Origin of the sequence: Pseudonocardia oceanicola, assembly GCF_047200735.1 — a bacterium.
Classification (GTDB): domain Bacteria; phylum Actinomycetota; class Actinomycetes; order Mycobacteriales; family Pseudonocardiaceae; genus Pseudonocardia.
In genome coordinates this window covers 150,424-167,086 of record NZ_JBJZON010000013.1, presented here as the reverse complement: position 1 = coordinate 167,086, position 16,663 = coordinate 150,424, and the positions used below count along the sequence as shown (strand labels likewise).

General features: G+C 69.7%; 16 protein-coding genes and 1 pseudogene. 8 read left to right on the top strand and 9 right to left on the bottom strand.

Going from position 1 to position 16,663, the window contains the following annotated elements:
• The first annotated feature begins 94 nt into the window (after window positions 1–94).
• Entirely contained in the window at window positions 95–325 is a 231-nt protein-coding gene (locus ACL02T_RS19630) for a DUF1918 domain-containing protein (RefSeq protein WP_412832162.1), read from the top strand.
• Between the two features lie 221 nt (window positions 326–546).
• Here the strand turns inward: ACL02T_RS19630 and ACL02T_RS19625 are convergent, their stop codons facing one another.
• From ACL02T_RS19625 to ACL02T_RS19610, 4 genes and pseudogenes are all read right to left on the bottom strand, one after another.
• Window positions 547–2,031 (bottom strand): hypothetical protein, encoded by a 1,485-nt coding sequence (locus ACL02T_RS19625; protein ID WP_412832161.1) that lies wholly within the window; start codon window positions 2,029–2,031, stop codon window positions 547–549.
• A gap of 210 nt (window positions 2,032–2,241) precedes the next feature.
• Window positions 2,242–2,376 carry a hypothetical protein gene (locus tag ACL02T_RS19620; RefSeq protein WP_412832160.1) on the bottom strand — a complete coding sequence of 45 codons (135 nt, stop codon included), beginning with the start codon at window positions 2,374–2,376 and terminating at the stop codon, window positions 2,242–2,244.
• A 68-nt stretch (window positions 2,377–2,444) separates the two neighbouring features.
• Window positions 2,445–2,789 carry a hypothetical protein gene (locus tag ACL02T_RS19615; RefSeq protein WP_412832187.1) on the bottom strand — a complete coding sequence of 115 codons (345 nt, stop codon included), beginning with the start codon at window positions 2,787–2,789 and terminating at the stop codon, window positions 2,445–2,447.
• Window positions 2,790–2,925: 136 nt separating this feature from the next.
• A pseudogene (locus ACL02T_RS19610) lies at window positions 2,926–3,324 on the bottom strand (plasmid pRiA4b ORF-3 family protein); the annotation flags it as partial.
• Here ACL02T_RS19610 and ACL02T_RS19605 point away from each other — a divergent pair.
• The 4 genes from ACL02T_RS19605 (at window position 3,253) to ACL02T_RS19590 (ending at window position 7,278) form a co-directional block, all read left to right on the top strand.
• Window positions 3,253–3,504, top strand: coding sequence for a hypothetical protein (locus ACL02T_RS19605; RefSeq protein WP_412832186.1), 252 nt, complete (start codon window positions 3,253–3,255; stop codon window positions 3,502–3,504). The pseudogene ACL02T_RS19610 and the gene ACL02T_RS19605 overlap by 72 nt on opposite strands.
• A 76-nt stretch (window positions 3,505–3,580) precedes the next feature.
• Window positions 3,581–5,857 (top strand): glycogen debranching protein GlgX, encoded by a 2,277-nt coding sequence (gene glgX / locus ACL02T_RS19600; RefSeq protein WP_412832159.1) that lies wholly within the window; start codon window positions 3,581–3,583, stop codon window positions 5,855–5,857.
• A 334-nt stretch (window positions 5,858–6,191) separates the two neighbouring features.
• The gene (locus ACL02T_RS19595) at window positions 6,192–6,623 is read left to right on the top strand and encodes an Hsp20/alpha crystallin family protein (protein ID WP_412832158.1); all 432 of its coding nucleotides are present in this window, start codon (window positions 6,192–6,194) and stop codon (window positions 6,621–6,623) included.
• A 127-nt stretch (window positions 6,624–6,750) separates the two neighbouring features.
• Window positions 6,751–7,278: a DoxX family protein gene (locus ACL02T_RS19590; protein WP_412832157.1), complete on the top strand. Its 528-nt coding sequence runs from the start codon at window positions 6,751–6,753 to the stop codon at window positions 7,276–7,278.
• Between the two features lie 527 nt (window positions 7,279–7,805).
• On the opposite strand, the gene ACL02T_RS19585 is transcribed toward ACL02T_RS19590, so the two are convergent.
• The 5 genes from ACL02T_RS19585 to ACL02T_RS19565 form a co-directional block, all read right to left on the bottom strand.
• On the bottom strand, window positions 7,806–8,060 hold the full coding sequence (locus ACL02T_RS19585; protein WP_412832156.1) for a hypothetical protein: 255 nt from the start codon (window positions 8,058–8,060) through the stop codon (window positions 7,806–7,808).
• A 470-nt stretch (window positions 8,061–8,530) separates the two neighbouring features.
• A complete protein-coding gene (katG, locus tag ACL02T_RS19580; RefSeq protein ID WP_412832155.1) occupies window positions 8,531–10,807 on the bottom strand; it encodes a catalase/peroxidase HPI in 2,277 nt (758 codons plus the stop codon).
• Window positions 10,808–11,260: a Fur family transcriptional regulator gene (locus ACL02T_RS19575; RefSeq protein WP_412832154.1), complete on the bottom strand. Its 453-nt coding sequence runs from the start codon at window positions 11,258–11,260 to the stop codon at window positions 10,808–10,810. It lies immediately after the preceding gene.
• A gap of 633 nt (window positions 11,261–11,893) precedes the next feature.
• Complete coding sequence (locus ACL02T_RS19570) at window positions 11,894–12,277, bottom strand: hypothetical protein (protein WP_412832153.1); 384 nt, start codon at window positions 12,275–12,277, stop codon at window positions 11,894–11,896.
• 170 nt (window positions 12,278–12,447) lie between these two features.
• Entirely contained in the window at window positions 12,448–12,879 is a 432-nt protein-coding gene (locus ACL02T_RS19565) for an Hsp20/alpha crystallin family protein (protein ID WP_412832152.1), read from the bottom strand.
• Window positions 12,880–13,562: 683 nt separating this feature from the next.
• On the opposite strand from ACL02T_RS19565, the gene ACL02T_RS19560 reads away from it, so the two are divergent.
• The 3 genes from ACL02T_RS19560 (at window position 13,563) to ACL02T_RS19550 (ending at window position 16,374) form a co-directional block, all read left to right on the top strand.
• Window positions 13,563–13,763 carry a hypothetical protein gene (locus ACL02T_RS19560; protein WP_412832151.1) on the top strand — a complete coding sequence of 67 codons (201 nt, stop codon included), beginning with the start codon at window positions 13,563–13,565 and terminating at the stop codon, window positions 13,761–13,763.
• Window positions 13,764–14,993: 1,230 nt separating this feature from the next.
• A complete protein-coding gene (locus tag ACL02T_RS19555) occupies window positions 14,994–15,428 on the top strand; it encodes an Hsp20/alpha crystallin family protein (RefSeq protein WP_412832150.1) in 435 nt (144 codons plus the stop codon).
• Window positions 15,429–15,876: 448 nt separating this feature from the next.
• Window positions 15,877–16,374, top strand: a complete 498-nt coding sequence (locus ACL02T_RS19550; protein WP_412832185.1) for a hypothetical protein — start codon at window positions 15,877–15,879, stop codon at window positions 16,372–16,374.
• Window positions 16,375–16,663 lie beyond the last annotated feature (289 nt).

Below are 16,663 nucleotides of genomic sequence, written 5' to 3'. Positions count from 1 at the left end.
TCAGCGCCGTGCGCCGGTTCAGCGCACATTCCGTGGTACCGATCCGACGCCAAGGCAGTCGATCCGCAGGCGACGTGGAAGGAGGCAGCAGATCATGCAGGCCGCAGTCAACGACCGGATCATCGTCGAGTCCGCAACGCTGGGTCGGGCCACCCGCCTCGGCGAAGTCCTCGCCGTCCTCGGCGAGCACGGAGCCCCGCCCTACCGCGTCCGATGGGCCGACGGCACCGAATCGCTCTACTGCCCGGGCCCGGACGCCCGCGTCCGCACCACCGGCCAGCCAGTCACCCCCGAGGCAAACGCCGATGACTTCACGCGAGGCTGAGAAACGCACAGCAAGCACTCGGCTTGAGGCTAGGAAGCTAGGGCCGACGAAGTCGGCGTGATCGAGTCATGTTTGGAAGTCATGCGGCGAAGCCGGCCTGGCGGGTGAACTCATCGAGGGCTCGCTGGTAGTCGCGGGCGGCGGTGCGCAGGGCGCTGGGTGTGGGTGGGTCAGGGTCGGCGAGCTGGGCGAGGCCGGGCTGGAGCAGCCGGGTGTGGATGTCAGTGATCAGCTTGGCGTGGGCCAGTCCGGTGTCGCTGACCCGGTAGCGGTGGCTGCCGGGGACCCGCGCGATCAGGCCGTGGGCGCGGAGTCGGCGCAGGTCGTAGCTGACCTGCCCGGCCGATAGCCCGGTGGGGGCGAGGCCGAGCAGCTCGGCGAGCAGCCCACGCAGGTCGGGGTTGCGGAACCCGTTCGGGAGCAGCCGGAACACCAGCAGCGCTTGTAGCAGTGCCTGCGCGGTGATCACCCAGGCGCAACCCGGCGATGCGCTGCCCGTCGGCAGTGTGGATGGGCTGGTGGACGGCGGTGAAGGCTTCGGCGGCGCGGATCGGGTTGTGGCTGAGTCGTTGGGCGCCGAGCAGGCGCCGGTTGGCGGAGAGGCCGATCTCCCGCAGCGCGGGCAGATGGGTCAGCCGTTTACGGATGCCGAAGTCGCCGGGGTCGTTGATCGTGGTCTCGGTGCGCAGCGCCCGTCCTTCCTTGTGGTACTGCTTGATCATGGTGTGCTTGTAGTCGATGTGCAGGCTCGGGGTGACTCCTTCGGTGAGCACCCGGGTGCGGAACCGGCCGGGCGTGGGGCGGGGCCCGCGCCGCATCAGCTTCCGGTTGAAGATCAGCGACACCTGGTCGGGGCGGCCGGCGTCGAGGTTGTCCCGGATGACCTGCTCGAAGAACACCCGCCCACAGATGGGCCGGTCCAGTACCTGGGTCAGGGAGAACTCCGCCTGCAGGACCGAGCACTCGTAGCGGTAGCCCGCGGCCCGGTCGGCGTCGCTGAACGGGTTGGGCAGAAGGGCCAGCCACTTGTCCAGCAGCGCCTGGATCTGTGTCGGGCCCAGCCGAGCGCAGAGCGCCTGGAGCCGCTCGCCATCGCCCGGGTCATCCAGGGCCGCGAACCCGTTGTCCAACGCGGTGTAGCCGATCCCTTCCCGGGTGGCCTGCCGCTTGGCCCACTCATGGCCGTTGAGGCACAGCTTGGCGTTGTAGGGGAAGTAGGAGCAGAACTTGAGGAAGAACGGTCCGAAGTCGGCGTCGACGGCATAGACGTAGTACTGGTTGACCACTCCGGTGGAGGCCACGATCCATGGATAGGCCGCGCCCTCGGCGTTGCGGCGCTTCTCGGTCCGGAACAGCGTGGTCTTCTCCTGGGCGCGGCCGATGAACAGCACCCCCTCCTCGGCGGAGAACTCGGCCAGATGGGCGTGCATGACCTCGTCCTTGCGCTCGCCCTTGGCGAAGTCCACCCACGGCACTCGCTGCTCACGGGCGAAGCGGTGCAGCGCCGCGCTGAAGGCGTCGGTGATCTTGGCCAGTGGCGCGGTGGAGGCGATCGGCAGATCGAGCTGGTGGTGGACGTAGGCGACCAGCCCGGCCGGGTACTGCAGGCCCGGCACGTAGACGTTGAGGTACATCCGGTCGATGCATTCGATCTCGAACAGCACGTGATCAGCGAGGACATCGGCGACACTGCGCGGTAGCGTCATGGCCGGCTCCGGTCGGACGGGCGGCCAGTAGGCCACCAACCGCCTCGACGCGGTTCATACACCGGACCGGCCCGCCGGTCACGGTCTCACCCCGCCCGACTGGAGCCCCGCCACCCCGCCCGGCCACGGCACGGCTCGTCGGGCTGGGGCGCAGCCCCGGTTAGATCTTGCCTCGCAGCTGCTGCAGCCAGTCCCGACGGGCCTGGCAGGTCACGATGGCTTCTCGTCGGCGCACAGGGAGGCCAGCGCCGTGGCGCGCGGCAGCAACGTGCGCGTCGAGGGCCCGGCCTCCCAGGTGCGCCAGCCCCCGCTGAGGAGGTCGAGCGCGCGAAGCTCTGCGGACATCCAGCCCAATGACGACTCGTGATCGTCGGCCGTAGCGGCCCGCCCGCCGACGCCCCACCCGACGCCCATCAGCGGACGACCCGACGGACCAGATCCTCACGTGCGAGCGGGCCGGATGCGGCGAGGACCGCCACCGCCGTCGTGGCCAGCAGCTCCTCGTAGCCGCCCGGCTCGAACCAGCGGCGCAACCGCCGGACGACCTCGACGTCGTCGCCGGCCGCCCGCGTAGGGCTCAGCACCCCGCGGGCGAGCCGGGCCAGCCCGACCTTGCGCAGGATGTCGTGCAGCACCGCCAGCGGAGGCAGGTCCTCCTCGATCGACGCCGGCCGGTCCAGCGGGTACGAGTCCGGCCGCTGCTCTTGCACCGCCCGCACGACCGAACGCGGCAGCCGTCCGCCCGGCGTCAGCTTCACCCCGCCCGCGAGCAGATCGAGGACGATCCCGCACGCTCTCCGGCACCTGGCCGACCGTCTGCCGGATCAGCAGGCTCGTCGCGTCCCGGTCGAAGACCGGGAGCTCACCCGCCCATTCCCGCAGGTGCTCGTGCTCTTCGTGCTGCGGGTCAGCGAGCACCTCGAGCAGGTGCTCATAGCCCGGCGCGCCGCCGCAGTCCTCCGGCGGGCAGGGACCCTCGCCCTCCACACAGCCCGGACCCTCGCCGCCGGTGCCGACGACCTCGACCTCGTGCTCCCAGCTGTCGCCGAAGTCGTAGAGGTACTCGAGCCGCGCCGGCAGTTCTCCGAGTAGGACTGTCGCCTCGTCGCGCGGCTGGAGGTCGTCGTCCCGGTTCGGATCCGGCACGCCGTACCGGACCCCGTCCGCCTCGAACATGTGCAGGTGGCTGTCGGTCCAGCCGAGCGCCACCTGGAGGAGCTGGTGCAGCTCGGCCAGCGTGACGGCGGCGGGCACGTCGATCACCCGGACGACCTCCGGTTCGACGTCCCGCATGGTGATCCGCAGCTGGGTGGTCTGCATGGCCGGCACGGTACCGACGCTTCGCGGCCCGGACCGCTCGGGGCCGGCGGTGACGTGGCCGTGGCAGATCTCGGCGGCGCAGGTGGGCGCCGCGGCGAGGATGTCGGCAACACCGACGAACAGCGTCAGCCGCTGCCAGCGACACCCCGGTAGACCCCAGCATGGCGGCATCTGCCCCGGCCGGCGGCCGGTACGTGATCAGAGTGCCGTCGGGCAGGATGAGAGTGTGGTGGCCTTTGATCGAGTGGACGGCGCGGCCGAGGTGTGGCCGGGTGAGGCCTACCCGTTGGGGGCGAGCTACGACGGTGCGGGAACGAACTTCGCGTTGTTCTCCGAGGCCGCTGAGCGGGTAGAGCTGTGCCTGTTCGACGACTCCGGCGTCGAGGACCGTGTGGAGCTGACCGAGGTCGACGGGTTCATCTGGCATGCCTATCTGTCCGGGGTGGGCCCGGGGCAGCGCTACGGGTATCGGGTTCACGGCCCGAACGATCCGGCGGCGGGGCTGCGGTGCAACTCGGCGAAGCTGCTGCTGGACCCGTACGCCAAGGCCTTGGACGGGCCGGTGGACTGGCACGAGTCGCTGTTCGGTTACCGGTTCGGTGATCCGGCCCGCCACAACGACGACGACTCGGCCGCCCGCCAGGCCCGCGCCGTCGTGATCAGCCCCTACTTCGACTGGGGCACCGACCGGCCCCCACGGATCCCCTACAGCGAGTCGGTGATCTACGAGGCGCACGTGCGCGGCATGACCGTGCGGCATCCGCAGGTCCCGGCCCGGCTGCGCGGCACCTACGCCGGGCTGGCCCATCCGGAGGTGGCCGAGCACCTGCAGCGGCTGGGCGTGACGGCGGTGGAGCTGATGCCGGTGCATCACTTCCTCGACGAGCACCACCTGATCACCCGGGGGCTGAGCAACTACTGGGGCTACAACACCATCGGGTTCTTCGCCCCGCACGCCCGCTACGCGGCCTGGGGTCGGCGCGGCGAGCAGGTGACCGAGTTCAAGGCCATGGTCAAGACGCTGCACGAGGCTGGAATCGAGGTCCTGCTCGACGTCGTCTACAACCACACGGCCGAGGGCAACCAGCTCGGCCCCACCCTCGCCTTCCGTGGCATCGACAACCCGGCCTACTATCGACTCGCCGAGGACCGCCGCTTCTACGTCGACTACACCGGCACCGGCAACACCCTCAACGTCCGCCATCCGCACACCCTGCAGATGATCATGGACTCGTTGCGGTACTGGGTGCTGGAGATGCACGTCGACGGGTTCCGCTTCGACCTGGCCACGGCCCTGGCCCGGGAGTTCTACGAGGTGGACCGGCTCGCGGCGTTCTTCGATCTGGTGCAGCAGGACCCGGTGGTCTCGCAGGTCAAGCTCATCGCGGAGCCCTGGGACGTGGGCCCGGGTGGCTACCAGGTGGGCAACTTCCCGCCGCTGTGGACCGAGTGGAACGGCCGCTACCGCGATGCCGTGCGCGACTTCTGGCGCAACCGGCCCGGCACGGTCGGTGAGTTCGCGTCCCGGCTGACCGGCTCGTCGGACCTGTATGAGTCCAGCGGCCGCCGCCCGTACTCCTCGATCAACTTCGTGACCGCGCACGACGGCTTCACTCTGCACGACCTGGTCAGCTACGAGCACAAACACAACGAGGCCAACGGCGAGGACAACCACGACGGCCACGACGACAACCGGTCCTGGAACTGCGGGGTCGAAGGCCCCACCGACCTCCCCGAGATCGTCGCGCTGCGCGAGCGACAGAAGCGCAACCTGCTGACCACGTTGTTCTTGTCCCAGGGGGTGCCGATGCTCTGCCATGGTGACGAGCTTGGCCGCACCCAGGGCGGCAACAACAACGCCTACTGCCAGGACAATGACATCTCCTGGATCGACTGGGAGCGCGCGGCGGGTTTCGCCGGGCTGACCGAGTTCACCGCGCGGCTGGCGCGGCTGCGCCGCGAACACCCGGTGTTCCGGCGCCGCCGGTTCTTCCAGGGTCGTCCGGTGCGCGGCACCGACCTCGAGGACATCGCCTGGCTGACCCCGTCGGGACAGCCCATGACCGACGCCGAATGGACCGACGGGCTCGCCCACGCCTTGGCGATCTTCTACAACGGAGAGGGCATCCCCGAGCCCGACCGCCGCGGCCGCAAGCTGCACGACGACTCCTTCCTGCTGCTGGTCAACCCCACCCCAGCGCCGGTCGCCTTCACCATCCCCGACCACCGCTACGGCACATCCTGGGCGGTGCACCTCGACACCGCGCACCCACAGCGCGGCCCTGAGCCGCGACCTCACCAGCCGCACCCGACCAGCACCCTCGCCGCGCCGGAACTGCTCGCCCGACGGGGCGCCGCCGCGCTCCCCCTGGCAGCACCCGGCGGGCCCCCCGAGATGGCGGACGAAGTGCCGGAGGGCCGAGAGCTCGTCGGAGCCGGCGAGGCCGTTGTCGTCGACGCGCACTCCCAGCGGCTGCTCATCCGGGTGACCGGCGGGACCGTCTGAACCCGGCGCCCACCTCGCGCCATACTGTCCTCCACCACCCCCGACGCCGAGGTTGCCGACGCCGGCCGGCCGAGCCTGCCGCGGGGAACTGCAGCCCGCCCGATTCACCCCGCCGAAGGCCACCGCGCACGGCTGGCACGCCCCTTCGCCGCCGATCACCCGGGCGTGGGTAGGTCCGTCAATGCCCGCGGAGCGGCCCGAACCCGCCAAAATATCTTCCACTCGCGGGATGAGAAAACTTGCGTCGATGGTTTAAAGTTGTGGCCGGCGGGACAGCACCCGCCCGCAGGCAGCACGGGAAGTTGCTGCAGGTCACTGGTGGAGGTGAACAGCGATGCTGATGCGTACTGATCCGTTCCGTGAGTTGGACCGGTGGGCCCAGCAGGTGTTCGGCCAGCAGGGCAACCACACGCGCCCGGTCGCGATGCCGATGGACGCCTACCGGGCCGGCGAGCAGTTCGTGGTGCAGTTCGACCTGCCCGGCGTTGAGCCCGCCTCGATCGACCTGTCGGTCGAGCGCAACGTGCTCACCGTCAAGGCCGAGCGGCACCAGGCCATCGAGGAGGGGGCCGAGTCGGTCGTGGCCGAGCGCCCCTACGGGGTGTACTCGCGGCAGTTGTTCCTGGGCGAGACCCTCGACACCGAGCACATCGAGGCGCACTACGACAGCGGTGTGCTCACGCTGAGGATCCCGATCGCAGCGCAGGCGAAGCCCCGCAAGATCGAGATCCAGGCCGGGGACGACCACCGGCAGCTCACCAGCTGAGCAGGCTGAACGGTCGCGGGGCTGGCGGGCGCGGCCCTGCCAGCCCCTACCGCGTCCTGAACGCGGAACTCGGACGCGTGTCTTGAACGAGGCTTTCTGACGGGTAGGGAGAGGAGGTGACCGGTTCATGGAGATCGGTCTTGTGCTGCTGCGCGCGGTGGTGGGGTTGCTCATGGCCGGACACGGGGCCCAGAAGTTGTTCGGCTGGTTCGACGGCCACGGCCTCGACGGAACCGCCGGGTTCCTCCAGTCGCTGGGCTGGCACCCCGCACGGAGGTTCGCCGTGCTGCTGGGGGCGTCTGAGCTGCTCGGCGGGCTCGCCCTGGCTCTCGGGTTCGCCACCCCGCTCGCAGCCGGTGTGGTGATCGCCGTGCTCGCCAACGCCGCATGGGTGGTGCACCGACAGCACGGGCTGTGGAACACCAACGGCGGCTACGAGTACCCACTGGCCCTCGCCGGCGCCGCACTTGCCCTGGCCTTCACCGGCCCGGGCATCTACAGCGTCGACACCGTCCTCGGGTGGCCGCTGGCCGGACCGGTGTGGGGGCTGATCGCGCTCGGCATCGGCCTGCTGGGATGGCTGGGCGGCGTCACCGCCAGGATCCTGCGCCCTGCCGGGCGACACTTCACACCGAACCGGCTGCGGGTCGCCTGATCAGCCCCTGAGCAGATCACGCCCTAAGCCGAGGCTCCGCGCCCGTCTCACCGGCGCCCGTCTCACCGCACCCTCGGTGAGACGGGCGCAGAGCCCTCCTACGAGCACGACAACCCCGGCCAACTTCTGGTACCCGGCTGATGGCGGAGTTGCCAGGACCACGAGGCGACATCGCGGATGAGGACGGCCGGCACTTCCGCTCGCCCTTCCGTCCGGTTCTCCAGCCCCTCCCCCGTCCGGCCTCGTTCCCGTCCAGCCTTGACCTCAGGGCGAGCTGGGTCGGTGGAACACCGTCGACGGGGGCCCGTATTCATCTGTGCCTCCCGCGATCTGGACTGGCTCGCGGTACGCAGCGGAAGGTCAGACCTGGCGGCTGCCAGCGCGTGTGTTCTGACGGCGCGCCGATTTGAAGTTCGGCACACTGCCGTGCGGCCTGATGGGCCGATCGGCAGGTGCCGACCGGGGCCTGCCCCCGCCCGGCGGAGGCCGACAGGCCGCGCGCAGTTGCCGAGCACGGTCATGCCCCTTCAGACCAGGTCCTTTCCGCGACGCAGCAGTGGCGAGCTGAGCTTGACAGAGCCGAGCGCGACCAGCGCCCATGGACACCTTCGATGACCTGCTCGACGCTGGACTCGCCCGGGTGTTCCGCCGGGCTGGCCCTGCACCTCATCGCCCTCGAGCTGCCTGAGGACCAGCGCGACCGGCTCGCCGCAATGGTCGACCACCTCGATGCCGCGGCGGCGAATCTTCGGTATGCAGCGTTCCATCAGGGTGGTCGTCATGTCCTGCCACTGCGCAAATCACGAGAGGCAGGCAAGGCCACGGCGTGTAGCTCTCACGTGGTGTCAGCCGAGCGCCGGTACTGGATGGGGCGACATGCCGGGCGATCGTCATGTCTGCGCGCTTCTCCGCGCACTTTGCGCTGCGAGCGGTGACGTCGTGAGCGGTCAGCGCCCGGCAGAGGGGTGAGGCGACCACCTTGCGGCTGCCGAGATGGCATTCGGTCTCGGATCCCGGCGTATCAAAAGCCATCCGAGATCGGCGGGGCGACGGCAGGCATTGCCCCCCGAGCGGGGCCGTCCCGAGGCGCCCCTGCCCGGCCGTCACTGGGCGGCCGCACCGCTTCACGGCGCCTGCTTGTCCCAGGACCTGCTTGGGTCCTGGGAGTTGAGCGAGATCGGGAACTTGCAGGCCCGGCCGGCCGCAGGTGCGGCACAGCCGGGCTCTGCCGGCTCGGCGACGGCGAGGCGGATCAGGCGAGGTCGAACCGGTCGAGTTCCATGACCTTGGTCCAGGCCTTGACGAAGTCGGCCACGAACCTCTCGCGGGCGTCCTGGCTGGCGTAGACCTCGGCGAGGGCGCGCAACTCGGAGTTGGAGCCAAAGATGAGGTCGACCGCGGTGGCGGTCCACTTCAGCTCGTCGGTGGCCGCGTCGCGGATCTCGTAGACGTTCTCCTCGGCCGGCGACGCCTTCCACCGGGTACCGGGCGCGAGCAGGTTGGTGAAAAAGTCGTTGGTGAGCACACCGGGCCGGTCGGTGAGCAAACCGTGGCGGGTGCCGCCGTGGGTTGCTCCGAGGGCGCGCAGCCCGCCGACGAGCACGGTCATCTCGGGCGGGGTCAGGTCGAGCATGTAGGCGCGGTCGACGAGCAGCACCTCCGGCTGGAGCTTCTCGCCCGGGCGCAGGTAGTTGCGGAACCCGTCGGCGCGCGGCTCGAGCACCCTAAACGACTCCACGTCGGTCTGCTCCTGGGTGGCGTCCGTGCGGCCGGGGTGAAACGGCACGCTCACCTCGATGCCGGCGTCGCGGGCGGCCTTCTCGACGGCGGCCGAGCCGGCCAGCACGATCAGATCGCCGAGGGAGATCTTGGCCCCACCGCCGGAGTTGAACTCCCGCTGGATGGCTTCGAGCGTCTGCAGGACCGGCGCGAGCTGCTCGGGCTGGTTGACCTCCCAGCTGCGCTGTGGCTCCAGACGCAGCCGCGCCCCGTTGGCGCCGCCGCGCTTGTCGGTGGAGCGGAAGCTCGCCGCCGACGCCCAGGCAGTGGTGACCAGCTGGGCGGTCGTGAGACCGGATTCGAGGACCTTCGCCTTCAGGGCGGCGATGTCGGCCTCGCCCACGAGCTCGTGGGCGAGGGCCGGCACCGGGTCCTGCCACAGCTGGGGTTCGGGGACCCACGGACCCAGGAAGCGGCTGGTCGGGCCCATGTCGCGGTGCAGCAGCTTGTACCAGGCCTTGGCGAAGGCGAGCGCGAACTCGTCGGGGTCGTCCAGGAAGCGCCGTGAGATCTTCTCGTAGACCGGGTCGAAGCGCAGCGCCAGGTCCGTGGTGAGCATCGTCGGCTTGTGCTTCTTGTTCGGGTCGTACGGGTCCGGGATGATCTCCGGGGCGTCCTTGGCGACGTACTGCTTGGCGCCGCCGGGGCTGGTGGTCAGCTCCCACTCGTAGCCGAAGAGGATCTCGAAGAAGCGGTTGCTCCACTGGGTCGGCCGGTCGGTCCAGGTGACCTCCAGCCCGCTGGTGATGGTGTCGGGGCCCTTCCCGCTGCCGTGGGTGCTCAGCCAACCCAGGCCTTGGGCCTCCAGCGGGGCGGCCTCGGGTTCGGGGCCGACGTGGTCATCGGCGACACCGGCGCCGTGGGTCTTGCCGAAGGTGTGGCCACCGGCGATCAGCGCGACGGTCTCCTCGTCGTTCATCGCCATCCGGGAGAAGGTCTCCCGGATGAAGTGCGCGGCCGCCCGGAAGTCGGCGCTGCCGTGGGGCCCTTCGGGGTTGACGTAGATCAGGCCCATCTCGGTCGCGCCGAGCTCGGGCACCATCTCGGTGTCGGTGAGGTAGCGTTCGTCGCCGAGCCAGTCGTCCTCCGGGCCCCAGAAGATCTCCTCGGGCTCCCAGGTGTCCTCCCGGCCGAACCCGAAGCCGAAGGTCTTGAAGCCCATCGACTCCAGGGCCACGTTGCCGGCGAACACGAGCAGGTCGGCCCAGGAGATCTTCTGGCCGTACTTCTGCTTGACCGGCCACAGCAGCCGACGCGCCTTGTCGAGGTTGGCGTTGTCGGGCCAGCTGTTGAGCGGTGCGAACCGCTGGGCGCCGTCGCCGGCTCCGCCGCGACCGTCATGGATGCGGTAGGTGCCCGCGGCGTGCCAGCTCATCCTGATCATCAGGCCGCCGTAGTGGCCGAAGTCGGCGGGCCACCAGTCCTGCGGGGTGGTGAGCACCTCCTCGATGTCGCGCTTGAGCGCGTCGACATCGAGCTGGGCGAACTCCTTGGCGTAGTCGAAGCTCTCCCCCAGTGGGTTGCTCTTTGAGGAGTGGGCGCGCAGCACCGACAGGTCGAGCTGGTTGGGCCACCAGTCCCGGTTGGTGTGTGGCCGGCCCGACGCCTTCGGCGCCGGCGAGTCGATCGCCGGGTTCTCGCTCTCGCTGCCGTGGGAAGTCACCGAGTCGTGCGCGACCGGGCAGCCGGCCGCCGCCTTCTCGTCCACGGCCTGCGCGCTGGAGGGGACGTTGTTCTGGGTGTCACTCATCTATTTGGCCTTCCGAGCTTGCGATTCCTCCGGGGTGTGGGCGGTCGAGCAGCCGGGGCACACGCCCCAGTAGACGACCTCCGCCTCATCGATCACGAAGCCGTGGTCTTCGGAGGCGGTGAGACATGGGGCCCGTCCGATCGCGCAGTCGACGTCGGCGATCGCACCGCACGAGCGGCACACGACGTGCTGGTGGTTGTCGCCCACCCGGCACTCGTAGCGGGCGGTGGTGCCGGCGGGTTGGAAGCGGCGTACCAGACCGGTGTCGGTGAGCGCCCGCAGCACGTCGTAGACCGCCTGGCGCGACACCGTCGGCAGATCGGCCCGTACCAGCGAGACCACCGCTTCGGTGTCGATGTGGGGATGGTCGCGCAGCGCGGCAAGCACGGCCAACCGCGGTCGGGTCACTCGCAATGACACCGACCGAAGCTCCGCCTCGAAACCGGACGTCACGTCCACGAGCCTAGAACCCTTTCTGGATCGGATCAAATCCTTCAGTCGGTCGCGGGCGAGCGCAGCCACAGCCGGTCTGGAGCGCGTCGAGGTCCGGGTGAGTGCGCGGGTAACGACACCGGACGGCCTGCCGCCCGGTGAGGCCTTGGCGGCGCCTGACCGCAGGAGGACCGGGAGTCGCTCGGCATGAAGGGCAGACGCTGAGCGGCGCCGCGCCACGCGCCCGGCGGCCCCGGTGATACCCCCGGACGGCAGGGTGGCGACCCTCAGTGGATTTCAACGACCGGGTGATAGCGGACGGGACCAACACGCAGATCGGCTGGCGGTGGTGGGGTGTGCCGGCGAACTCGCACCGGGATCTCGTGGCCGCCGGCGAGGTGTGGATCGGGGCGAGGCTCGGGGCGGCGCTGGGGTTCGGCGGGCTGTTGGGCGTGCTCGGCGCGCCAGCGCCGGTAGGCGGTGATCACGGCGGTGCGCCGGTCGCGGTCGGGGTGCGGCGCGGCGGGGTGTCAGTCCCGCACGGTCCGTCGGTAGGCCGCGGTGATCTCCGCAGCGGTGGCGTCAGGGCCCAGCCCCAGTACGGTGTAGGCGTCGAGCGGGTCAGATCGTCCGGTGTTCATCGGAGTTGCGGGGTCAGGGCGTGACGGCGTGGGGTTCGGCCGGGCTGAGCTGGCTGATCGCGGAGTAGAAGTCACGGGCGGCGGTGGAGGCGGCATCGAGTGCCTGCCGCAGATCTGCCAGGTCACGGCTGGCACGGGTCAGCGGCGGGATGCCGGGTTGACCGTCGGCCTGGTACACCTGCTCGGCATGCGCGAGGTGGCCGCTGGTGTGTTCGGCCAGCAGTGCGGCCAGGTCGGTCAGCTCGCCGGTCAGTTGGATCAGCTGCCAGCCGGTGTTGCGCAGAAGCGCCAACGAAGCCGGCCGGGCCGGATCAGCGGCGCGCACGACACGCCGAATGTGACGGACCGCAGCGGACAACGCGGTCGCGATGGTGGCTGGTCCCCGGCTGCTGCTCATCGCTGGGTCCTTTCGCGCGATTCGTCCTCTCGTCATGTCTCTGCCGGCGTGGTGTCTCTGTCGGCTCGATGGGCCTGACCGTGCCGCGCGATCCCACCCGGGCGGTCGGGGACCGCCTGGGTGGGGCAGGCGGCGGGTTGGGTCGGCGGGGTCGGGCTCGGTCGGCGTTCTCAGGCGTTGATCTGCTGGGCCTCGTTCCCGCCGCTGATGGTGATCTTGCGAGGCTTGGCCTGCTCGACGATCGGGATCCGCAGTGTCAGCACACCGGCGTCGTAGTGTGCGGTGATGTTGTCCGGGTCGAGTGTTTCGCCCAGGAGCAGCTGCCGGGAGAACACCCCGCGGGGGCGTTCGGACACCTGCACCTCGGCGCCCTCGTCGTAGTCTGGGGTGCGTTCGGCCTTGACGGTGAGCACGTTGCGCTCTACGTCCAGCTCGATCGAGTCGGGCGCGACGCCGGGCAGGTCGAGCTGCACCACGTACTCGTCGCCGGAGCGGTAGGCGTCCATCGGCATCATTGTCGGCCGGGTTGCGGTGCCGTTGCCCCCGAGCAACTGCTGGGTCAGTCGGTCCAGCTCCCGGAACGGGTCGGTCCTCATCAGCATCGCACGCCTCCTTCTGCGTGGTTCCCACCAGCCGCCTCCGGCGGACCGTCGGCCGAAGGCGACTGAGCCGTCTCCGAGGGGCTCGAACACCCAGCTCAGAGTCCTTCCTGACGTTTCAGAGTCCTTCCTGACGTTCTTCCTGACATGGCGCAATCGCTCGTGACGAGTCCGCGATCCCGGCCCCGCCGCACCTACGGCGGCGGGGCCGGAACCGACGGACGCCGATCAGTGTCAGGCCTTGTTGTCAGGCCGTTGCCGATGCTCTGGACAACGCTCTCCAGTGCGGGCCACCGGCGACGCGTCACGAGACGCAGGGCCAAGGACCGCTGTCAGGTCTGTGCTGCCAGGGTCCGTGGGCGTGGATGAGATCTAGGTGCTCCGCACGGACAACGCCCACCAGACGGCACCGGGCTTCAGACGTATCTACCGTCGCATCACCTGTCTTCCGTGCTGCTTGCTCTCCTGATCGCAGAACAGGGCTGGGCATCGGAGGGGAACGTTGCCGACTCCCACCCCGCACCGCCGGCACCACCTGCGCCGAGCGGGCCGCCCCAGTTCGGGAGACGCGGGTTCGACGGAGGCCGCGACGCGGCCAGAAGGGCCCGGAGTCAGGTCGGGGCTGGAGGAAACGTCCTGGGGGTGAGCCCGCCGGGAGGCCTCGGGAGCTCCCGAAGTTCGCGGCCATGATCGCGTCGAACTCCGCGCGTACCCAGGCCTGGTCCGCGCAGACCAGCTCGACGAACTCGCTGGTCACCGACGCGTGGCTAGTGTTCGGCATCGTCGATTCACTCCCCGGCAACGTCAACTTTCGACACCAGGTCATGTACCGCATCTCGCGCCCTTATCTCTATCGTTTGATGGAGATTCTGTCAAGTGTCTCTTGAAGTTCTAGTAGGCCTGCTCTGGTCTCCGGTGGCCTCTCGATGTGGGCTCGCGCGGCAGCCAAGCGACCGCGACGTGGGACCGCGGTGACGCTGCGGAAGGGATGGGCACCGTTGCCGGCGTGACCGGGTTCAGCTCCAAGGATCGGTCGACTGCGCGCTCGCTGCATGCGGCGGATGGAAGAGCACTTCCCGGCGGGACCCTCAGGTGCGGGGAGCACCGCGCAGCGCCCCGGGCCGGGCGCCGGCCGAGCTCGGCAGGATCCTTCGCTGCAGTAGAACTGCGCCCAGTGTCCGAGGAGGCGCACACAGGAGGCGATGCAACCGGAGTCGCGGTGCGTGCAGAAATGCAGCACCTCAGGCGTGCCCGGGCGGTACTGCTCGAGACCTGGTCGAGACTGCTGCTGCTCGGAAGCGTCAGCTCGGTGCATGAGCCGCGCGCTCCAAGGCCTGCTGGCCTCCTCCCCAGCTTCGACGGGCCGGGAGCGACGACGAGCGCAACGGTGGCGGCGCGGTCGATCGCACATCGGGCAAGGTCCCCGGGCACTCAAGACGGACAGCGCTTCGGCGCTGATGCCTCGCAGTCTGTGCACGTCGATCACCATGATCGTGCTGGGAGGGGCAGCAGCGGGCGCGCACGCCGCGGCGAGCAGGTCCTGCCCCTCACCGATGCCGGCGGGACAGAACACGAAGACTGCAGGGCCGCTGACGCTCACCTGCGTCCTCTCCCCCGCGCTGGCCCAAGGAACGACACCGGCCCCCAGCTGTGCTCCCGGGGACGGCGCAGCCCCCGGGAACGGCGCAGCCCCAGGTACGGCGCAGCCCCCGGGAACGGCCGAAGGCACCCCCCGAGGACCGGCTTCGCGAGTGATCAGTGCGGCGGTCACAGCGTCTGTAGGGCGGCCGACAACGTCGGGAAGGTGATCACAGGGCCGACGTCGTCGCGTCCTCGGGGCGGTTAGGCGCGAACTGCACAACATCCACCGCCATGGCTGTCACCTTCCCCTCGCCGGGCGGCACCGCTCCCCTGAGCGACACGGTGCGCAACCGCGACTCTTGCTTCACTGCCTTGAACCACAGCTCCACATGCCGTGCGCCGCACACGAAGCCAAACTTGTGATCCCTAGTTGCGGAATACTGAAGTAAGGAGTGTATGTTATGGGTGTCGTCAGTGACGATCAGGTCCGGTGGGCACCGCACCGGCCTGGAGCTCAGGGAAGGAGTGCGCCTGCGATGCTGATGCGTGTCGATCCGTTCGGTGAGCTGGACCGGTTGGCCCGTCAGGCCTTCGGCGCTGCGTCCGGGACGTGGTCGCGTCCGGCGCCGCTGCCGATGGATGCCTACCGGCACGGTGACACCTACGTTCTGGAGTTCGATCTGCCCGGTGTGGCTACGGAAGCCGTCGAGCTGACCGTGGAGCGCAACGTGCTCACCGTCAAAGCCGAGCGTCGGCCCACCGCCGCCGACGAGGTGCAAATGCAGATCAGCGAGCGGCCGCTGGGCGTGTTCTCCCGGCAGGTGTTCCTCGGCGAGGGCCTTGACACCGAGCACATCCACGCCGACTACCACGACGGCGTGCTGACGCTGCGGATCCCGGTGGCCGAGAAGGCCAAACCCCGCACCATCGCGATCTCCACCGGCTCCGACCAACAGGCCATCGAGGCCTGATCTCCCCCGGGGGCTGTGCGGTGACCTCGGCCCGGTCCCTGGCGGGAAGCCGGTTGCGCAGACAACGCGGTCCGAGGGATCAGCTAGGGCCCGTGGCGGCTCGGTGTTGGACTGGTCGTGGGGGCGCATACGGGTGCGGGGACAGGTCGCGACGGGTCCCCGCACCCGTATCAACTCTTCAGCGCCTCCGGCTGGTCGGCCCGCTAAGCCGTTGGCAGTGGGTGGGCTGGTCCCCGTGCTGACGCTCGGCATGCGTCCGCTCGCCCGGATTCGGTCTGACACGGGTGGCACGTCGTCGGCGCGCTCCGCTGTATGCACGCTGATGGCCGAGATCAAGCCTCCCAGGGCCAATGCTGAGAGGGGGTGCCTGCGCCTGGATCTCCAGCTCCCGGGCATCCCTACTTCGCCCCTACTTCGCCCACGACGAGCAAGCTCGAGGGAGAGGAACATGACCGTGTCGCATGTGTGGCTTCAACTGCTCGACGGAAGCCTGGTCCGTGCCGATCAGATCACCGAGATCACCGTGCACCAGACCCCGGAGATCGCCGGCAAGCCCGCCCGCTGGCTGCTCGACGCGGTGGTGGCCACTCCGGTCGGCAGCGGCGACCCGGCCGGTTGGCGCAGCGGCCCGCTGCACCGCACCCTCGCTCAGATGGACACCGCCCCGCGCGAGGCGCCAGCCGTACTCGCTCGCCTGCTGGCCCAGCTCTACGCCGTGGACGCGGCCGGCATCGTCCGGGCCGACACCTCCGACCTCGGCACGGGCCCCCACCCAGGGCACACCATCGCCGCCGGGAACGTCCGCTTCGGATTCACCGCCTTCCCCGGAGTGGGCTCCACCCCGGGCTCGAGCGACCGAGGCATCGGCGGCCAGGACGACCCTGCCATCCAGCTGGAGCGCACCCCCGGCTCGGCGGACGGGACTGTAAAACGAGGAACGGCGTAACACCGATCAAGGAGTGTGGCCCCTGATGACCGAGTGAAGCCCTCGGCACGCCCGACCCCAGGTGCTTTCGTGTGACCCTCGAGCCGGCATGAAGCCCGTGATCTCAGAGGAGAAGAACGACGGTGCCGAGTGCGGCGAACACCACTGCAACGAGGATCAGCGTCGCGGACCTTGTCGACGAACAGCGGGTCCTTGGACAGCTTCCAGGTGTCGACCTTGTGGGGGCCAGCCCGAACGTCCGCCACACCCTGTCGGCGAACAAGACACCCAAGATCTGCGCGTGGGCGGC